Source organism: Streptomyces sp. NPDC107454 (assembly GCF_055582885.1).
Window position 1 is genome coordinate 201,677 of record NZ_JBVJPA010000013.1, and the last position, 14,768, is coordinate 216,444.

Here is a 14,768-nt window from a genome sequence, read left to right on the forward strand (position 1 = left end):
CGCGCGGGGTGACGGCACGCAGAAAGGGACGGGTGTGAACGGACCCCTCATCGTCCAGAGCGACAAGACCCTGCTCCTGGAAGTCGACCACGAGCAGGCCGACGCCTGCCGTCGGGCCATCGCGCCGTTCGCCGAGCTGGAGCGCGCGCCCGAGCACATCCACACCTACCGGGTGACGCCGCTCGGCCTGTGGAACGCGCGCGCCGCGGGCCACGACGCCGAGCAGGTCGTCGACGCGCTCGTCGAGTTCAGCCGCTACCCCGTGCCGCACGCGCTGCTCGTCGACATCGCCGAGACGATGGACCGTTACGGCCGTCTCACCCTCAGCAAGCACCCGGCCCACGGGCTGGTGCTGACCACCACCGACCGGCCCGTCCTGGAGGAGATCCTGCGGTCGAAGCGGATCATCCCGCTCGTCGGCAACCGGATCGACCCGGACACCGTGGCCGTGCACCCCTCCGAGCGCGGGCAGATCAAGCAGACGCTGCTGAAGCTGGGCTGGCCGGCCGAGGACCTCGCCGGTTACGTCGACGGGGAGGCGCACCCGATCGAGCTGGCGGAGGACGGCTGGGCGCTGCGGCCGTACCAGAAGCAGGCCGTGGAGAACTTCTGGCACGGCGGGTCGGGCGTGGTCGTCCTGCCCTGTGGAGCCGGGAAAACGCTCGTCGGCGCCGGGTCCATGGCGCAGGCCAAGGCCACCACGCTCATCCTCGTCACCAACACCGTCTCCGCCCGGCAGTGGAAGCACGAGCTGGTGAAGCGGACCTCGCTGACCGAGGACGAGATCGGCGAGTACAGCGGGACGCGGAAGGAGATCCGCCCGGTCACCATCGCCACCTACCAGGTGCTGACGACCAAGCGGAAGGGCGTCTATCCCCACCTGGAGCTGTTCGACTCCCGGGACTGGGGACTCATCGTCTACGACGAGGTGCACCTGCTGCCCGCGCCCGTCTTCAAGTTCACGGCCGATCTCCAGGCGCGACGGCGGCTGGGCCTGACCGCGACCCTGGTCCGCGAGGACGGGCGCGAGTCGGACGTCTTCTCGCTCATCGGGCCCAAGCGGTTCGACGCGCCCTGGAAGGAGATCGAGGCGCAGGGGTACATCGCGCCCGCCGACTGTGTCGAGGTCCGCGTCAATCTCACCGACTCCGAGCGGCTCGCGTACGCCACCGCCGAGACCGAGGAGAAGTACCGCTTCTGCGCGACGACCGCGACCAAGCGGAAGGTGACCGAGGCGCTGGTACGGAAGTTCGCGGGGCAGCAGATCCTCGTGATCGGCCAGTACATCGACCAACTCGACGAGCTGGGCGAGCACTTGAACGCGCCCGTCATCAAGGGCGAGACCAGCAACGCGCAGCGGGAGAAGCTGTTCGACGCCTTCCGGGAGGGCGAGATCAGCGTGCTCGTCGTGTCGAAGGTCGCCAACTTCTCCATCGACCTGCCGGAGGCGACCGTCGCCATCCAGGTGTCGGGCACCTTCGGCTCGCGCCAGGAGGAGGCCCAGCGCCTCGGCCGCGTACTGCGCCCGAAGGCCGACGGCCACCAGGCGCACTTCTACTCCGTCGTCGCCCGCGACACCATCGACCAGGACTTCGCCGCCCATCGGCAGCGGTTCCTGGCGGAGCAGGGGTACGCCTACCGGATCGTCGACGCCGACGAGCTCCTGGCCGACAACTGAACCAGCAGTACCAGCCCCAGCAGGGGGTACGGCGAGGCGAACGGCTGCTGCCACCAGGGCAGCCGAAGGTCCAGATCGCCCTGGTGGGGGACCAGCCAGAGGGTGCGGGCCGTGAAGACCGCGGCGGTGACGGCGGCCGGGCGCGGGCCGTGTTCGGCGTACAGCACGGCGATCAGCGGGACGCACCACACCCAGTGGTGCGACCAGCTGATGGGTGAGATCAGCAGGGCCGTGAGGGCGGTGAGGAGGACGCCCTCGCGGTCGGTGCGCGCGCGGCGGGCCAGCCACAGTCCCGCCGACGCGACGGCCAGCGCGGGTACGGCCCACAGCGGACCCGGTGCCGGGTCCCCCAGCGCCCGGGCGATCAGCCCCTGGAGCGACTGGTTGTCGACGATCCACACCTTGCCGACGCGGCCGGTCTCGTAGAGCCGCCGGGTCCAGAAGTCCACGCTCGCGCCGGGAAGGGCGAGCGCTCCCAGGAGTACGGTCCCGGCGAAGGCCGCCAGAGCGGTGGCCGCTTCCCGTCGCCGGCCCCTGAGCAGCAGATACGCAACGAAGACGGCGGGGGTCAGTTTCACCCCGGCCGCGATGCCGAGGGCGATGCCCTTACCGGGCGCGCCGGGCGGCCGTGTCAGGTCCCAGAGGATCAGGCAGGCGACGGCGAGGTTGATCTGGCCGAAGAGCACGCTCTGGAAGACGGGTTCGAGCCACAGGGCGAGCGCGGTGGCGGCGCAGAGCGCGGGCAGCCGCGTCGGCAGGCCCGCGAGACGGCAGGAGAGCCGGACCAGCACGGCCAGCAGGGCCACGTTCCCGGCGACGAAGGCGGCCTTGAGGACGGGCAGCGGGAGCCAGGCCAGCGGGACGAAGAGCATCGCCGCGAAGGGCGGGTACGTGGCGGGCAGCTGCCACTCGGTGACGCTGAACCCGTAGAGATCCGTGCCGTGGACGACGGCCGCACCCTCGGCCCGGTAGACGAGCGCGTCGGCCATCGGGGTGCGCCGGAGAAGACACAGCGCGGCGAACGCGGCGAGGGAAGTGGCAAGCAGGAGGAAGGGAAGAAGAGACGCGGGGAGGCGGGAGGCGGAGAAACGGGAGACGGGGAGACGAGGGTCGGAAGGACGAGGGCCGGAGAACGGGAGAACTTCGTCGAGTGAGCGATCGGTCACGTTCCGCTGAAGCACGGAGTGACCCTAGTGCCGGGACGGTTCACCCCGGCGGACGGCTCACCGGCGTCGTACGCCCGCCTCCTCCTCGTACTCCCCGAGGAGCACCACGCCGAACGCCGCGCCCACGAAGACCTTGACGGCGTGCAGGGCGTCGCCGACACGGTGGCGGTGGTGGGCGGCGGAGAAGGCGGTCGCGCCATGAGCGGCGGGACCGCGCTGGGAAGGGCCTGGGGTGAAGGTTGCTGCGCTCATGTATCCATGATGGAATGCGCGACCCCATATGGCGTCGGCCTATGGACCGAACCTCGGCGGCCCCTCGTACGCCTCCAGGCCTCTGCGTGTACGCCTCACGACGGACGGCGACCCCTAGGGATATGGGGGTCGCATCCCTGATGCCGCGCAGGACGCCGCGAACGCTTCCGCGAACGATGCCGCGAGCGATCCGCGAAAAAGAGTTGGCCCGGACCTCCTCCCCTGACCTAGAATCTCCGCTCTTGCCCGCCTCCCTCGACGGAGTGCCGCCGCCCGGCCGGAAACCGGACAGCATCCAACGGCTCGACCGCCGTACCCACTCACACGCAGCAGGTCTTCCGGAGGCACCACGTTGTCCACCCCACCCGCCCAGGACCCCCTCTCCCGCGAGCGCGCCCACCTCGGCTCGTCCCGCGCGGCACTGCGCGCGATGCGCGAGGACGTGGAGAACCTCGACATCGCAGACGTCACCGCGAACTGGGTGAACGCCGCGGTCCTCCAGCGCCAGATCGACGAGCGGATCAAGGCCCTCGCCGACCTCAGCCACACCCCGCTGTTCTTCGGCCGGCTCGACTATCTGCACGCACCAGGCGCCGACAAGGCGGAGGGCGCGGAGGGTGAGCGTTTCTACATCGGGCGCCGGCATGTGCACGACGCCGAGGGCGACCCGATGGTCATCGACTGGCGCGCGCCGGTGTCGCAGCCGTTCTACCGGGCCTCGAAGAAGGACCCGATGGACGTCGGACTGCGCCGCCGCTTCGGGTACACCGGCGGCGACCTCACGGCGTACGAGGACGAGCACCTGTCCGACCCCTCCGAGACCGCGGCGACCAGCAAGCTGCTCCAGCAGGAGATCGAGCGCCCGCGCGTCGGCCCGATGCGGGACATCGTGGCGACCATCCAGCCGGAACAGGACGAGATCGTACGGTCGGGTCTCGCGGGCTCCGTCTGCGTGCAGGGCGGCCCCGGCACCGGGAAGACGGCCGTCGGCCTGCACCGCGTCGCCTACCTCCTCTACGCCCACCGGGAGCGGCTGGCCCGCACCGGCACCCTGGTCATCGGGCCGAACAAGTCCTTCCTGCACTACATCGAGCAGGTGCTGCCCGCGCTGGGCGAGCTCGAGGTCAGGCAGGCGACGGTCGACGACCTCGTCGCGCATGTGGAGGTACGCGGGACGGACGACGCGACCGCCGCCGTCGTCAAGGGCGACGCCCGGATGGCCGAGGTGCTGCGCCGGGCCGTCCGCTCGCACGTGACGCTCCCGACCGAGGGCGTCGTGGTCGTGCGCGGCTCGCGGCGCTGGCGTGTCCCGGCGTACGAACTCGAGACGATCGTCGGGGAGTTGCTGGACCGCGACATCCGGTACGGCGCCGCCCGCGACGCCCTTCCGCAGCGGATCGCGCACGCCGTGCTGGTCCAGATGGAGCGCTCGGGCGAGGCACCGGACGACCGGGTGCAGGACGCCGTGGCCCGCAACACCGCGGTGAAGGCGGCCGTCAAGGCGATCTGGCCGCCGGTCGACCCCGCCAAGCTGGTCCTTCGCCTGCTCACCGACGCCGACTTCCTGGCCGTCCACGCGGACGGAATCCTCGACGAGGACGAACAGAAGGAGATCCTCTGGTCGAAGCCGGTGCGGTCGGTGAAGTCGGCCAGGTGGTCGCCCGCCGACGCCGTGCTGATCGACGAGGCCACCGATCTCGTCCAGCGCACCCACTCCCTCGGTCATGTCGTGCTCGACGAGGCGCAGGATCTGTCGCCGATGCAGTACCGGGCGGTGGGGCGGCGCTGCACGACGGGTTCGGCGACCGTGCTCGGTGACCTCGCACAGGGCACGACCCCCTGGGCGACAAGGAGTTGGGACGAGGCCCTCACACACCTCGGCAAGGGGGAAGCGGTGATCGAGGAGCTGACCGCCGGTTTCCGCGTCCCCACCGACGTCATCACCTACGCCTCCCGGCTGCTGCCGCACATCGCGCCGGGCCTGACCCCGGTGGCGTCGGTCCGCGAGAACCCGGGCTTCTTCGAGGTGCGGCCGACGACCGCCGACGAACAGGTCGTGGACGCCTGCGAGGAGTTGCTGCGCAACGAGGGTTCGGTCGGTCTCATCGCCGCCGACGCCCGGATCCCGGCGCTCACCGAGGCGCTGACGGCGGCGGGCCTCACGTACCTGGGCCCCGGCGAGGAGACGACGGCGCAGACCCGCCTCACCCTCGTCCCCGCCTCCCTCGCCAAGGGCCTGGAGTACGACTACGTGGTCCTGGACGAGCCGCGGGCCGTGGTCGACGGCGAGCCGGACGAGCGGACCGGACTGCGCCGCCTGTACGTGGCCCTGACCCGAGCGGTCTCGGGCCTGACCGTCACCCACGCGGCCCCCTTGCCGGAGCAACTGGGCTAGGGCGTTTGGTCCGTATCGTCCGCTACGCGTCCAGGGCCTGCCGCCACTCGCGTACGGCCGCCACCGTCACCGGTCCGTTCCATCCGCCGGGACGGGCCGCCCCACCGATGTGGAAGGCGTCGATCCCCGCGGCCCTCAGCCGGGGAACATGATCGAGACGCAGCCCGCCGCCCACCATGATCCGGGGCTCGTAACCGGGTTCGGTGCGGCGGGCGGCCTCGGCGAGGAGGGTCGGGAAACCGTCGTCCACGCCGTCCGGGGAACCCGCCGTGAGGTACGCGTCCAGGCCCGGCAGGTCCACGAGCTGCTTGCGCAGGGAGTCCCGGTCGGCGGCGCGGTCGATCGCGCGGTGGAACGTCCAGGGGCAGCCGTCCAGTTCGGCGACGATCCGCTCCACGACGGGCAGGTCGGGACCGCCGTGCTCGTCGAGGAAGCCGAGCACGAACTCGTCCGCTCCGGCGGCCCGCATCTCCCCCGCGACCCGTACGAGCGCGTCGACGTCCCTCGCGCCGCCCGCCGCGAAGCCGTCCGCACGCCTCAGCATCACGCGCAGCGAGATGTCGACGGCGGCGCGGATCCCGGCGAAGGTCTCCACCGGCGGGGTGAGCCCGTCGGCGGCCATGTCGGTGACCAGCTCCAGCCGGTCGGCGCCTCCGGCCTGGGCGGCGACCGCGTCCTCCACGCCGAGAGCGATCACCTCCAGAACTGCACGCTTGCGCTCGCTCATGGGGCCTCTTCCTCTGGGGCGGCTACAGGTCTAGTCCAATCTCAGGGTACGCCGCGCCTGGCGACCACCGCGAGAAGGCCTCGCCGTTTCCCGAGGCACACCATCGGGGCTCCGCCCCGAATCCCCGTCCACCCGCAGGCGTTCGCCCGCGGGACGGCGGGGGCCGATCGCGCAGTTCCCCGCGCCCCCAAGACGGGGCTCCGCCCCGAATTCCCCGTCCGCGCGTAGAGCTTCGCCTGCGGGACGGTGGGGGCTTGTCGCGCAGTTCCCCGCGCCCCCAAGACGGGGCTCCGCCCCGAATTCCCCGTCCGCGTGTAGTGCTTCGCCTGCGGGACGGTGGGGGCTTGTCGCGCAGTTCCCCGCGGCCCCGAAACGGGGCTTCGCCCCGAAAACCCGTCCACCCGAATACGGTCGCCCGCGGGACAGCCAGGGCCGATCACGCAGTTCCCCGCGCCCCCAAGACGGGGCTCCGCCCCGAATTCCCCGTCCGCGTGTAGTGCTTCGCCTGCGGGATGGTGGGGGCTTGTCGCGCAGTTCCCCGCGGCCCTGAAAGCCTCAGCCCGTCCGGCGTTCGAGGAACCACCTGTCCTCGGGGGGGACACACCACCCACCCCGGCCCGCATCACTCAGCCCGTCCGCCGGACAGGTCCGCCCAAGCGGGAGAATCGGTGTATGCCCGACCTCGACGCGCTGCGCACCCGCTGGTCCCATGCCCTCGACGGGGCCCGCTCACCCGGCGGCCCCGACCCTGCCCCGTACGCGGACAACCTCCTCGCCCGCTGGGGGGAGCCACAGCGCCGCTATCACGCCGTCGCGCACCTCACCGCGGTCCTCGACCACATCGACGTACTGGAGGAGTACGCGGACGACCCCGCCCTCGTCCGCCTCGCCGCCTGGTTCCACGACGCCGTCTACCTCCCCGACCGCTCCGAGAACGAGGAACGCTCCGCCCGCCTCGCCGAACGCGCCCTCCCCGAGGCCGGGGTAGGGGAGGAGAAGTCGGCCGAGGTCGGGCGTCTGGTCCGGCTCACCGTCACCCACGCCCCGGCCGACGACGACCGCAACGGCCAGGTCCTCTGCGACGCCGACCTCGCGATCCTCGCCTCGGCCCCGGACGCCTACGCCGCCTACACCGCCGCCGTCCGCGAGGAGTACGCCTTCGTCCCGGACGAGGCGTTCCGGGCGGGCCGGGCGGCCGTGCTGCGTCAACTCCTCGACCTGCCGAGGCTGTTCAGGACGCCGTACGGAACACGGGAGTGGGAGGAGCGGGCCCGGGAGAACATCCGGCGCGAGCTCGCCCACCTCACCGAAACCGCCCCGGACTCACCGAACCCGTCCCGGAAGGCCGCCAAGTGAGCCGTCCAGGTCCGCCGCCCGGCCCCCGTATGCCCCTCGCCGTCTACATCCTCGCCCTCTCCGTCTTCGCCCTCGGGACCAGCGAGTTCATGCTCTCGGGGCTCCTGCCGCCCATCGCCGACGACATGGGTGTCACGATTCCGCAGGCGGGTCTGCTCATATCTGCGTTCGCCATAGGCATGGTCGTCGGCGCGCCGCTGCTCGCCGTGGCCACCCTCCGCCTCCCCCGCCGTACCACCCTCGTCTCGCTCATCGCCGTCTTCGGGCTCGGCCAGATCGCCGGCGCGCTGGCGCCGACGTACGCCGTGCTCTTCGCCTCCAGGATCGTCAGCGCCCTCGCCTGTGCGGGCTTCTGGGCGGTGGGCGCGGCGGTGGCGATCGCGATGGTCCCGGTGACCTCCCGGGCCCGCGCGCTCGCGGTGATGATCGGCGGTCTGTCGATCGCGAACGTGCTCGGGGTTCCGGCCGGTGCCTTCCTCGGCGAGCATCTCGGCTGGAGGTCCGCGTTCTGGGCCGTCGGCGCGGCCTCCGCGATCGCTCTGGTCGGGGTCGTCACCCTCATCCCCCGCATCCCGCTCCCCGACAAGAAGCCGCAGCTCAGGCGGGAAGTCTCCATATACGGTGACGCGCAGGTCTGGCTCACCGTCGCTCTCGTGATGCTCGCCGCGGGCGGGGTCTTCTGCACGTTCAGCTATCTCTCCCCGCTGCTCACGGATGTCGCAGGGCTCGACGACGGCTGGGTGCCGAGCGTGCTCGCGCTCTTCGGGGTCGGGGCGCTGATCGGTACGACGATCGGCGGGCGGGTCGCCGACGCGCACCTCTTCGGGGTGCTCCTCTCCGGCACCGCGGCCTCGACCACCGTCCTCGTGGCGCTCGCGCTCCTCGGGCAGTACGCGATCGCTGCCGTGGCTCTTTCCTTCCTCCTCGGCGTCACCTGCTTCTTCACCGCCCCGGCGCTCAACGCCCGGCTCTTCAACCTCGCCGGGGCCGCCCCCACCCTGGCCGGAGCCACCACCACGGCCGCCTTCAACCTCGGCAACACCGGCGGCCCCTGGGTCGGCGGCACGGTCATCGACGCGGGTCTCGGCTACGCGGCGACGGCCTGGGCGGGCGCGGCCATGACGGTGACGGGCCTGGGGGTGGCCGCGGTCTCGCTGCGCCTCCAGCGCCGTACCCGGGCCTCCCGCGTGGTGGTGTCCATGAACAAGAAGGCCGAAAACGCGGACAGGACCAACAATCCAGTACGTAACGACGTCTGACCGCGCCTATCCTCAGCCGCATGCGATCCATGGGTGGGGACCAGGTGGAGGAAGCCGTCGCGGGCGCCGTCGCGCTGTTGCGGGCGGTGGCCGGGCGGGACTGGGACGGCGTCGGGGCGGGCCGTCTCGAGTGGAGCTGCCGGAAGACCGCCGAGCACATCGCCGACGATCTCCTCGCGTACGCGGGCCAGTTGGCGGGGCGGGCCACCACGGCGTACGTGCCCTTCGAGATCACCCTGGACGACGGCACCGACAACGCGGGCGTCGTCGACGTGATCGAGACGACCGGCGCCCTGCTCGCCGCCGTCGTGCGCACCACGCCGCGCGAGGTGCGTGCCTTCCACCCGTATCCGTTCCGCAGCGCGAACCGCGAGGGCTTCGCCGCGATGGGTGTCACCGAGGTGCTGCTGCACACGCATGACATCGCGCAGGGTCTCGGGGTCGCCTACGAGCCGCCGGCCGAGCTCTGCGCGGACGTACTCTCCCGGATCTTTCCGCACGTCAGGCCGGGGTCCGAGCCGTGGCCCACGCTCCTGTGGGCCACCGGACGCGGCGAGCTGCCGGGCCGCGCCCCGCTCACCGAGTGGCGCTGGAGCAACAACCTGGTGATCGAGGCCGGACGGCTCACGCTCCAAGGAGTCACCCCGGCGGCCGCCGCCGATCTGCGCGCGGGTGGCACCGGCGGCTTCGAGTGGATCGAGGGCGGCCCCTTCGACGGCACGCGGGACGCCGCCGGAATGGTCCTGAAGGCGTACGAGAGCGGGGTGCACCGCCCGGAGTGGGGCATGTTCGTGCTCGTACGGAGCGAGGACGGCCGGGCGGTCGGCGCGATGGGTTTCCACGGCGCCCCCGACGAGGACGGCCGCGCGGAAGTCGGCTACGACCTCGCCGAGAACGCCCGCGGCCACGGCTACGCGACCGAGGCCCTGCGCGCCCTGGCCGCCTGGGCCCTCGCCCACGACGAGCTCGACATCCTCTTCGCGGCCATAGAGCGGACCAACGCGCCCTCCCAGCGGGTCATCGCGCGCGCCGGCTTCACCCGGGTGAGCGAGGACGAGGAGGAGTACGCGTACGAGCTGCGCGCGCAGGATCCCTCGCTGCGGGTGTACGCCCGTACGGACTGACCTCCGCCCACCGGGAGGGGCCGGGCGGTCCTCCTACCGACTACCGACCGACGTACTTGCGCCGGCGCAGCCCCGCCCCGTACAGCAGCCGCACCACCTCGCGGCTGCTGACCTCCACCGCCCCGGCGCGCACGGCGTCCGCGTACCGGTGGGAGGGCAGGTCGTAGTGATCGCGCTCGAAGGCGCGCGGAGGTATGCCCAAGTCCGCGGCGAACAGGTGCAGTTCGTCGTACGAGACGTCGCTGACCAGGTGGGACCAGAGCCGACCGTGGCCCGGCCAGATGGGCGGGTCGATGTAGACGGTCACGAGGACGGCATCTCGCCGGTCGCCGACCCCAGGCATCCCACGGACGCGACCTTCACGCCCGCCTTGTGGCAGACCCAGTGCGGGTCGGGCCCGAGCTCCGGCTCGACGTCGAGGGCGTGCGGGTCGCCCGAGCCGCAGACCGGACACAGCGGCCACCGCCCGTACCGCTCCAGCAACGCGTCCTGTACGTCCTGGGCGACGAGCCCGGCCACATAACCGACGCCCTCCGGCCATTGTTCGACCCACCAGCGGCGCTGCACCACCGAGTCCTCGACGAGCGAGACGACATCCGCCTCGGCGACCTCACCCGCGACGAGATCGGCGAGAACGAGGGCGCGGGCCGCGTGCAACGCCTGCTCCAAGGGGCTGACGGGATGGCTGGTGGGATCCATGCACCCATTGTGCGCACCCTTGACCGCATACCCCAGCAGAAAATATCTTTCACAAGTGACCCCAGACGTGAAGGAAATTTTCGCCGGTGAGGCTCCGCCCGCTCCCGCCGCCCTCGCGGCCAAGGTGCGGACGCTCGCCCCGTCGATGACCCGCTCCATGCAACGGGTCGCCGAGGCCGTCGCCGGCGACCCGGCCGGCTGCGCGGCCCTCACGGTCACCGGCCTCGCCGAGCTCACCGGCACCAGCGAGGCCACGGTCGTGCGCACCGCCCGCCTGCTGGGCTACCCCGGCTACCGCGACCTGCGCCTCGCGCTCGCCGGCCTCGCCGCCCAGCAGCAGTCGGGCCGCGCGCCCGCCGTCACCGCGGACATCGCGGTCGACGACCCCATCGCGGACGTCGTCGCGAAACTCGCGTACGACGAGCAGCAGACCCTCGCCGACACCGCGGCGGGGCTCGACACGGTCCAGCTGGGCGCGGCCGTCACGGCGCTCGCCGCCGCCCGCCGGATCGACATCTACGGCGTCGGCGCGTCCGGCCTCGTCGCCCAGGACCTGGCCCAGAAGCTGCTGCGCATCGGACTCATAGCCCACCCGCACAGCGATCCGCACCTCGCCGTCACCAACGCGGTGCAGCTGCGGGCCAAGGACGTGGCGATCGCGATCACCCACTCCGGCTCGACGGGCGACGTCATCGAGCCGCTGCGGGTCGCCTTCGAACGCGGGGCGACGACGGTCGCGATCACCGGCCGCCCGGACGGGCCCGTCACGCAGTACGCGGATCACATACTCACCACGTCCACGGCCCGCGAGAGCGAGTTGCGTCCCGCGGCGATGTCGTCGCGCACCAGCCAGTTGCTGGTGGTGGACTGCCTGTTCGTGGGAGTCGCCCAGCGGACGTACGAGACGGCGGCGCCCGCGCTGTCCGCGTCGTACGAGGCGCTGGCGCACCGACATAGCCCGCGCGGCCGTATGCGCTAGTGCTCCGCCGGGAGCCTGGAAAAACTGGATGCCGTCGTTACGCTGCGGGCCCGTTGTGGCTGGTCGCGCAGTTCCCCGCGCCCCTCAGGGCGCGCGCCTTCACCACCCCGCGCTGAAAAGAGCCGTTCGTCATGACCTCCACCGCCGACGCCTCCTCCAACTACCACTCCCTGCGGGCCGAGTTGGAGACGTTGACCACTGAGGCGTTCCGTCCCGAGCTGTCCCAGATCGACCGGCTGCCGACGCTGGAGATCGCGAAGATCATGAACGCCGAGGACGCGACCGTGCCGACGGCCGTCGCGACCCAGCTGCCCCGTATCGCCGCCGCGATCGACGCCGTGGCCGAGCGCATGTCCCGCGGCGGCCGGCTGATCTACGCGGGCGCGGGCACCGCCGGCCGCCTCGGCGTGCTGGACGCCTCCGAGTGTCCGCCCACCTTCAACACCGACCCGTCCGAGGTCGTGGGCCTGATCGCGGGCGGCCCGAGCGCCATGGTCACCTCGGTCGAGGGCGCCGAGGACTCCAAGGAGCTGGCCGAGGCGGACCTGAAGGGGCTCTCCCTGACCCCCGACGACACGGTGGTCGGCGTCTCCGCCTCCGGCCGCACCCCGTACGCCGTCGGCGCGGTCGAACACGCCCGCGCGCACGGCGCGTTGACGATCGGCCTGTCCTGCAACGCGCACAGCGCGCTGGCCGCCGCGGCCGAGCACGGCATCGAGATCGTCGTCGGGCCCGAGCTGCTGACCGGCTCGACCCGCCTCAAGGCGGGCACGGCGCAGAAACTCGTCCTGAACATGCTCTCGACGATCACGATGATCCGTCTCGGCAAGACGTACGGGAACCTGATGGTCGACGTCCGCGCCTCGAACGAGAAGCTGCGGGCCCGCTCCCGCCGTATCGTCGCCCTCGCGACCGGCGCCTCGGACGAGGAGATCGAACAGGCCCTCGCGGCCACCGACGGCGAGGTGAAGAACGCCATCCTCACCATCCTCGGCGGCGTGGACGGGTCCACGGCGGCCCGCCTTCTGGAGGAGAGCGACGGCCATCTGCGCGCGGCGCTCGCCGCATCGACGGGCTGACCAGCACCCTCGTGGAGTGCGCACAGCGAACGACCTCACCCCCCATGCCGCCACGGCCGCCGCGATCCTCCCCCTGGTCGGCGGCGCCGCGAACGTCACCTCCGTCGCCCACTGCATGACCCGCCTGCGCCTGGGCCTGCGGGACCGGACGCTCGTACGCGAGGACGCTCTCAGGTCCCTGCCCGCCGTCCTGGGCGTGGTCGCGGACGACGCCGGCCACCAGATCGTCCTGGGGCCGGGCACGGTCGCGCGGGTGACCCCCGAGTTCGAGGCGCTCGTCGCCGGCACGGCCGACGCGCTGGCCGCACGCGGCGCCGAGTGGAAGGCGGCCCGGCAGCAGCGCAACGCGACCCCCTTCAAACTCCTCCTCGGCCGGATCGCGAACATCTTCGTCCCCCTGATCCCCGCCCTGATCGGCTGCGGAGTCGTCGCGGGCCTGGGCGGCCTGCTGGTCAATCTGGGGTGGCTCCCCTCCCTCACCCCCGCCCTCGCCGCGATCGCCTCCGGCTTCATGGCCCTGATCGCGGTGTTCGTCGGCCACAACACGGCGAAGGAGTTCGGCGGCACCCCGGTCCTGGGCGGGGCGGTGGCGGCGATCGTCGTGTACGCGGGGGTCGCGAAGGTGACGGCCTTCGGCATGACCCTGGCGCCGGGCCAGGGCGGGGTACTGGGCGCACTGGCCGCCGCGCTCCTGGGAACGTACGTGGAGAAGTGGTGCCGCCGCTGGGTCCCCGAAGCCCTCGACGTCCTCGTCACCCCCACCCTCACGGTCCTGCTCACCGGCCTGGTGACCCTCTACGTCCTCATGTACACGGCCGGCGAGCTGTCGACGGCCATCGGGACGGGTGCGAACTGGCTCCTCGACCACACGGGCGTCTTCGCGGGCCTGGTCCTGGGCGGCCTGTTCCTCCCCCTGGTGATGCTGGGCCTGCACCAGGCCCTCATCCCGCTGCACACCACCCTCATCCAGCAGCAGGGCTACACGGTCCTGCTGCCCGTCCTGGCGATGGCGGGCGCCGGGCAGGTCGGCGCGGCACTCGCGGTCTACGTCCGCCTCCACCACGACCAGTCCCTCCGTACGACGATCAGGTCGGCGCTGCCCGCGGGCCTCCTGGGCGTCGGCGAACCCCTGATCTACGGCGTCTCGCTCCCCCTCGGCCGCCCCTTCGTCACCGCCTGCGCGGGCGGGGCGGCGGGCGGCGCGTTCGTCGGCTTCTTCTCGATGCTCGGCGACAAGATCGGCTCCACGGCGATCGGCCCCTCGGGCTGGGCCCTGTTCCCCCTGCTCAAGGGCACGGGCGGACTGGCCCTGACGGCGGCGATCTACGCGGGCGGGCTGCTCACCGGGTATGTGGTGGGGTTCGCGGCGACGTACTTCTTCGGCCTCGGGGGCACTGTCAGTGGCGTGTGCGATTCTTCGAAGGAGGGGCAGGACACCGACCCGGGAGGGAATCCACCACCGTGAACCACGCACAGCTGACCGCCCTCGGCCGCGCCCTGCGCGTGCTCGGCGAGCACGGCGACGCGCTGAACGCCGACACGCCCGACGCGAAGCTGCACGAGGTGAAGGCCGACCTGAAGCGGGCGCTGGACCTGCTGGAGGAGACGGTGACGACGGCGGTGCCCACGACGCGCTGCGCCGAGCACCCCAGTGGCCCGGTGGACGAGGGCGCCGTCGACCTCTGTCTGCTCTGCGAGACACGGCGGCGCACCGCCCGCCGCACCGAGGTCAACGACGCCTTCCCGCAGGGCCGCCCCGGCGGCGCCGACGACGCACCCGAGCGCACGATGTCGCGGTACGGCGTGCGGGCCGACCGCCCCCAGCCCCAGCAGCGCTGGCTGCCGGAGGTGTGGACAGGGCAGGCGTGGCAGCTGTGCGGCACCCCGCGCCGCGACCGCGTCGAGGCGGAGCGGTATCTCGCCGCGGAGCGCCGCACCCCGCGCCCCGGCATGGCCTACCGCCTGGTCCACGAGTTCACGGACTACGAGGTGCTGCGCATCTGGGGCACACCGGTGAAGGTGGACATCGAGCCGATGGGCAACCTGTAGCCGAT

At 72.1% G+C, this 14,768-nt stretch carries 14 protein-coding genes; 9 read left to right on the plus strand and 5 right to left on the minus strand.

Annotated features, from left to right (window positions below; translation table 11 throughout):
- Positions 1–34 precede the first annotated feature (34 nt).
- Positions 35–1,678 carry a DNA repair helicase XPB gene (locus tag ACZ69M_RS31940; RefSeq protein ID WP_351308044.1) on the plus strand — a complete coding sequence of 548 codons (1,644 nt, stop codon included), beginning with the start codon at positions 35–37 and terminating at the stop codon, positions 1,676–1,678.
- Here the strand turns inward: ACZ69M_RS31940 and ACZ69M_RS31945 are convergent.
- Both ACZ69M_RS31945 and ACZ69M_RS31950 read right to left on the minus strand, forming a co-directional pair.
- Positions 1,636–2,667, minus strand: a complete 1,032-nt coding sequence (locus ACZ69M_RS31945) for a glycosyltransferase 87 family protein (RefSeq protein WP_470055278.1) — start codon at positions 2,665–2,667, stop codon at positions 1,636–1,638. The genes ACZ69M_RS31940 and ACZ69M_RS31945 overlap by 43 nt on opposite strands.
- Positions 2,668–2,901: 234 nt before the next feature.
- On the minus strand, positions 2,902–3,096 hold the full coding sequence (locus tag ACZ69M_RS31950; protein WP_403689426.1) for a hypothetical protein: 195 nt from the start codon (positions 3,094–3,096) through the stop codon (positions 2,902–2,904).
- A gap of 352 nt (positions 3,097–3,448) precedes the next feature.
- On the opposite strand from ACZ69M_RS31950, the gene ACZ69M_RS31955 reads away from it, so the two are divergent.
- Positions 3,449–5,491, plus strand: coding sequence for a HelD family protein (locus ACZ69M_RS31955; RefSeq protein WP_470055281.1), 2,043 nt, complete (start codon positions 3,449–3,451; stop codon positions 5,489–5,491).
- A 22-nt stretch (positions 5,492–5,513) separates the two neighbouring features.
- Here the strand turns inward: ACZ69M_RS31955 and ACZ69M_RS31960 are convergent, their stop codons facing one another.
- Entirely contained in the window at positions 5,514–6,218 is a 705-nt protein-coding gene (locus ACZ69M_RS31960) for a copper homeostasis protein CutC (protein WP_470055283.1), read from the minus strand.
- Positions 6,219–6,890: 672 nt separating this feature from the next.
- Here ACZ69M_RS31960 and ACZ69M_RS31965 point away from each other — a divergent pair.
- Genes ACZ69M_RS31965 through ACZ69M_RS31975 form a run of 3 tightly spaced genes read left to right on the plus strand, consistent with a single transcriptional unit; the run spans position 6,891 to position 9,957 of the window.
- Positions 6,891–7,574: an HD domain-containing protein gene (locus ACZ69M_RS31965; RefSeq protein ID WP_470055284.1), complete on the plus strand. Its 684-nt coding sequence runs from the start codon at positions 6,891–6,893 to the stop codon at positions 7,572–7,574.
- A 29-nt stretch (positions 7,575–7,603) separates the two neighbouring features.
- Positions 7,604–8,833 carry a Cmx/CmrA family chloramphenicol efflux MFS transporter gene (locus ACZ69M_RS31970; RefSeq protein WP_470055563.1) on the plus strand — a complete coding sequence of 410 codons (1,230 nt, stop codon included), beginning with the start codon at positions 7,604–7,606 and terminating at the stop codon, positions 8,831–8,833.
- A gap of 20 nt (positions 8,834–8,853) precedes the next feature.
- Positions 8,854–9,957: a GNAT family N-acetyltransferase gene (locus ACZ69M_RS31975; protein WP_470055286.1), complete on the plus strand. Its 1,104-nt coding sequence runs from the start codon at positions 8,854–8,856 to the stop codon at positions 9,955–9,957.
- A gap of 40 nt (positions 9,958–9,997) precedes the next feature.
- On the opposite strand, the gene ACZ69M_RS31980 is transcribed toward ACZ69M_RS31975, so the two are convergent.
- Positions 9,998–10,264, minus strand: coding sequence for a DUF4031 domain-containing protein (locus ACZ69M_RS31980; protein WP_470055288.1), 267 nt, complete (start codon positions 10,262–10,264; stop codon positions 9,998–10,000).
- Positions 10,261–10,656 carry a hypothetical protein gene (locus tag ACZ69M_RS31985; protein WP_067371819.1) on the minus strand — a complete coding sequence of 132 codons (396 nt, stop codon included), beginning with the start codon at positions 10,654–10,656 and terminating at the stop codon, positions 10,261–10,263. Before ACZ69M_RS31985 ends, ACZ69M_RS31980 begins: the two co-directional genes overlap by 4 nt.
- Positions 10,657–10,711: 55 nt before the next feature.
- Here ACZ69M_RS31985 and ACZ69M_RS31990 point away from each other — a divergent pair, with 55 nt between their 5' ends.
- From ACZ69M_RS31990 to ACZ69M_RS32005, 4 genes are all read left to right on the plus strand, one after another.
- Positions 10,712–11,635 (plus strand): MurR/RpiR family transcriptional regulator, encoded by a 924-nt coding sequence (locus ACZ69M_RS31990; protein ID WP_352044084.1) that lies wholly within the window; start codon positions 10,712–10,714, stop codon positions 11,633–11,635.
- A 131-nt stretch (positions 11,636–11,766) separates the two neighbouring features.
- Positions 11,767–12,714 carry an N-acetylmuramic acid 6-phosphate etherase gene (gene murQ / locus ACZ69M_RS31995; RefSeq protein WP_470055291.1) on the plus strand — a complete coding sequence of 316 codons (948 nt, stop codon included), beginning with the start codon at positions 11,767–11,769 and terminating at the stop codon, positions 12,712–12,714.
- A gap of 16 nt (positions 12,715–12,730) precedes the next feature.
- The gene (locus ACZ69M_RS32000) at positions 12,731–14,179 is read left to right on the plus strand and encodes a PTS transporter subunit EIIC (protein ID WP_470055293.1); all 1,449 of its coding nucleotides are present in this window, start codon (positions 12,731–12,733) and stop codon (positions 14,177–14,179) included.
- Positions 14,176–14,763 carry a hypothetical protein gene (locus ACZ69M_RS32005; RefSeq protein WP_352044081.1) on the plus strand — a complete coding sequence of 196 codons (588 nt, stop codon included), beginning with the start codon at positions 14,176–14,178 and terminating at the stop codon, positions 14,761–14,763. The genes ACZ69M_RS32000 and ACZ69M_RS32005 overlap by 4 nt, the downstream gene beginning before the upstream one ends.
- The last annotated feature ends 5 nt before the right edge of the window (positions 14,764–14,768 follow it).